General features: G+C 71.2%; 3 protein-coding genes. All 3 read left to right on the forward strand.

Features of this window, described 5'->3' with window-relative positions; translation table 11 throughout:
• A partial coding sequence (locus tag VK611_13685; protein HMG42384.1) for an acyl-CoA synthetase occupies positions 1–634 on the forward strand: 634 nt, incomplete at its 5' end.
• A 55-nt stretch (positions 635–689) separates the two neighbouring features.
• Positions 690–2,600 carry a primary-amine oxidase gene (locus tag VK611_13690; GenBank protein ID HMG42385.1) on the forward strand — a complete coding sequence of 637 codons (1,911 nt, stop codon included), beginning with the start codon at positions 690–692 and terminating at the stop codon, positions 2,598–2,600.
• A gap of 371 nt (positions 2,601–2,971) precedes the next feature.
• A partial coding sequence (locus VK611_13695; protein HMG42386.1) for a CaiB/BaiF CoA-transferase family protein occupies positions 2,972–3,728 on the forward strand: 757 nt, incomplete at its 3' end.

Here is a 3,728-nt window from a genome sequence, read left to right on the forward strand (position 1 = left end):
ATACTACACGGGCACCGAGGGCAGCGGCTTCGTCCACTGCACGTCGGAGGAGTGGCTGGCGCACCGGGGCACCGTCGGCCAGTCGCTGCTGGGCCCGCTGCACATCCTCGACGACGAGGGGAACGAGCTGCCCCGCGGGCAGCAGGGCACGATCTACTTCGACAACGCCGGCTTCGAGTACCACGGCGATCCGGAGCGGACGGCGGCCTCGCGCGATCCCCGGGCGCGGGGATGGAGCACGCTCGGCGACGTCGGCTACGTCGACGAGGACGGCTTCCTCTACCTCACCGACCGCAAGGCGTACACGATCATCTCGGGCGGGGTGAACGTGTACCCCCGCGAGGCCGAGGACGTCCTGATCGCCCACCCGGCCGTCGCCGATGTCGCCGTCTTCGGCATCCCCCACGAAGAGATGGGCGAGCAGGTCCACGCCGTCGTGCAGCTGGTCGAGGGCGTCGAGGCCTCCGACGAGCTCAGCACCCGGCTCATCGCCCATTGTCGGGACCACCTCGCCCACTACAAGTGCCCGCGATCGGTCGAGTTCCGCGACGAGCTCCCTCGGCACCCGACCGGGAAGCTCTACAAGCGGCTCCTGCGCGACGAGCACTGGCAAGGCCGCTCCCTCACCGCATGAGCCAGCCCTGGTCCCACAGCCGAGAGACGACGGAGGAACGATGACGACGCGCGGCGTGACGGATGACCGCCACCCCCTGGACATGCTGACGCCCGGCGAGGTCCGGCGAGGCGTCGAGGTGATCCGAGCGAGTGGGCGGGTGGATCCGTCGGCGCTGTTCGCCCACGTCGTGCTCGACGAGCCGACGAAGGAGGCGCTCGCCCGCTGGCAGCCGGGGGACCCGGCGGATCGACGCGTCCGGGTGCTCGTCGTGCCGGGGCCGACGCTCGACATGGTCGAGGCGACGGTCGCCGTCGACGCCGGCGAGATCGTCGGCTGGGAGACGATCGAAGGCATGCGGCCGGCGCTCCTCTTCACGGAGTGGTTCCGCGTTCTCCCGGTCATCAAGGCGCACCCGGAGTACGTGGCCGCCATGGCCCGGCGAGGGGTCACCGACCTGACGAACGTGCAGCTCGACCCCTGGCCCGTCGGGTCGTTCGGCTTCGACACCAGCGACGATCGGCGCATGGCGAGGGCCCTGAGCTTCGTGCGGGACGAGCCGCGGGCCAACGGCTACGGACGACCGGTCGAGGGGCTCTTCGTCGACGTCGACCTCGGGCGGACGCAGGTCGTCGACGTCGTCGACCACGGCGTCGTGCCGCTGCCGAGCCCTCCGGTCAGCTACCTCGGCGAGGACCAGCCGTCGCTGCGCGAGGACGTGCGGCCCATCGCCATCTCCCAGCCGGACGGCCCCAGCTTCGTGGCCGACGGCGGACTCGTCCGCTGGCAGAAGTGGCGGTTCCGCGTCGGGTTCGACCACTACGAGGGCCTGGTGCTCCACCAGGTCGCCTACGACGACGACGTGGCGGGCCGCACCCGTTCGATCCTGCACCGGGCGTCCGTGACGGAGATGGTCGTGCCGTACGGCGATCCGTCGCCGTTGCACGGGTGGAAGAACGCGTTCGACGCCGGTGAGTTCGGTCTGGGCCGCCTGGCGAACTCGTTGCAGCTCGGCTGTGACTGCGTGGGCGAGATCCGCTACTTCGACGCCACGATGGCCGACGAGCAGGGCCGGCCCGTCGTGATCGAGAACGCCATCTGCATGCACGAGGAGGACTACGGGATCCTCTGGAAGCACACCGACCAGCACAGCGGCCGCACCGAGGTGCGCCGGAGCCGCCGCCTCGTGGTGAGCTTCGTGGCCACGGTCGGCAACTACGAGTACGGCTTCTTCTGGTACTTCTACCTCGACGGGACGATCCAGCTCGAGGTCAAGCTCACCGGGATCGTGTCCCCGATGGCCGTCGACGACGGCCTCGTCAGCGAGTTCGCCAACCTCGTGGCTCCCGGCGTGGCGGCGCCCCACCACCAGCACCTGTTCAGCGCTCGCCTCGACTTCGACGTCGACGGGCCGGTGAACGTCGTGGAGGAGGTGGAGGCTGAGCCCGTGCCCGGCGGCGCCGACAACCCGTGGGCGAACGCCTTCCGCCTCCGGGCGACGAGGCTGGAGACGGAGCTCGCCGCCCGGCGCGACATCGATCCCCTCCGGTCGCGGTCCTGGCGGATCTCGAACCCCGGCGTGCGCAACGGCCTGGGCCGGCCCGTCGCCTACAAGCTGGTGCCGGGCTCGACGCCGGTGATGCTCGCCGATGCGGGTTCCCCGGTCGCGCAGCGAGCCGGGTTCGCTCGGCACAACCTCTGGGTCACGGCGTACGCGGAAGGGGAGCGCCGGGCCGCGGGCGAGTTCCCGAACCAGCACCGGGGTGGGGATGGCCTGCCGCGTTGGACGGCGGCCGACCGGTCGATCGTCGACACCGATGTGGTGTGCTGGCACACGTTCGGTGTCACCCACTTCGCCCGACCCGAGGACTGGCCGGTCATGCCCGTCGAGTACTGCGGATTCACGCTGGCTCCGGTTGGCTTCTTCGACCGCAACCCGACCCTCGACGTCCCGCCGAGCGAGCCGGCGTCCTGCCACGCGACCTGAGACGCCGAACCCTGGGACCGACCGCCTAGGGCCTGGTCCGCATCGGCCTGTCCCCGGAGGCTCGATGCGACGCGAGCGGGGGCCGGAGAGATCCGGCCCCCGCTTCCCTCGATTCCGCCGACTTGTTTGTGACCGAGTCGTAGGTGAGCGACCCACGACGAGCTCGGCCCTGCTGGGCCGCCGCATCGGCCTCGCCCCACTCGCTCAGGCCGGCAGAGGCTCAGACCCGCCGATCGACTGCGTGTCGATTGAGCTGAACCGCTGGTCTGGTAGCCCGTGGTGTTGAAGCGAGCGACAGCGGCGATGGCTTCGACACCGGGCGAGCGTCTCACCACCAGCCATCCGGCCTGGAACGTTGGATCGTCTACGAGTTGGGCCTCGAGCTGCAGGCGCTCGGCCCGGCGCCGTTCGGTGGCATGGTGCTCGGCGACCTCGGCGCGGACGAGATCCGGGTCGATCGTGTCGACGGGCGAGGCCGGCGTGTCGTGAACCCCGAGTTCGACCTGCTGGGGCGCTCGCACCGGTCCGTCGCCGTCGACCTCACGCACCCGGACGGGGCGGAGACCCTGCTGTCGATGGTGGAGCAGGCCGACGTGCTGCTCGAAGGGTTGCGGCCCGGCGTCGTCGAACGACTCGGCGTGGGGCCCGACGAGTGCTGCGCCCGCAACCCACGGCTGATCTACGCGCGCATGACCGGCTGGGGCCAGGACGGCCCGCTGGCCGCTGCCGCCGGCCACGACATCAACTACATCGCGCTGGCCGGCGCGCTCCACACCGTCGGGCGGCGGGGCGACGGCCAGGTGCCGCCGGTCAACCTCGTCGGCGACTTCGGGGGCGGTGGCATGCTGCTCGCCGTCGGCGTCCTGGCCGCGCTCGTCGAGCGCGCCACGTCCAGTCAGGGGCAGGTGATCGACGCGGCGATGGTCGACGGTGCGGCGCTGCTCACGACGTCCCTCCACGGCTGGCGTGCGAGTGGTCAGTGGCACGACGAACGCGGGACGAACGCCGTCGACTCCGGGTCGCACTACTACGACACCTACGAGACCGCGGACGGCCGCCACATCTCGATCGGCCCGGTCGAGCGGCCGTTCTACGCGGAGCTGCTCGAGCGGCTCGGGCTCGCCGGCG

Source organism: Acidimicrobiales bacterium (assembly GCA_035316325.1).
Lineage (GTDB): Bacteria > Actinomycetota > Acidimicrobiia > Acidimicrobiales > VFJN01 > DASXTK01.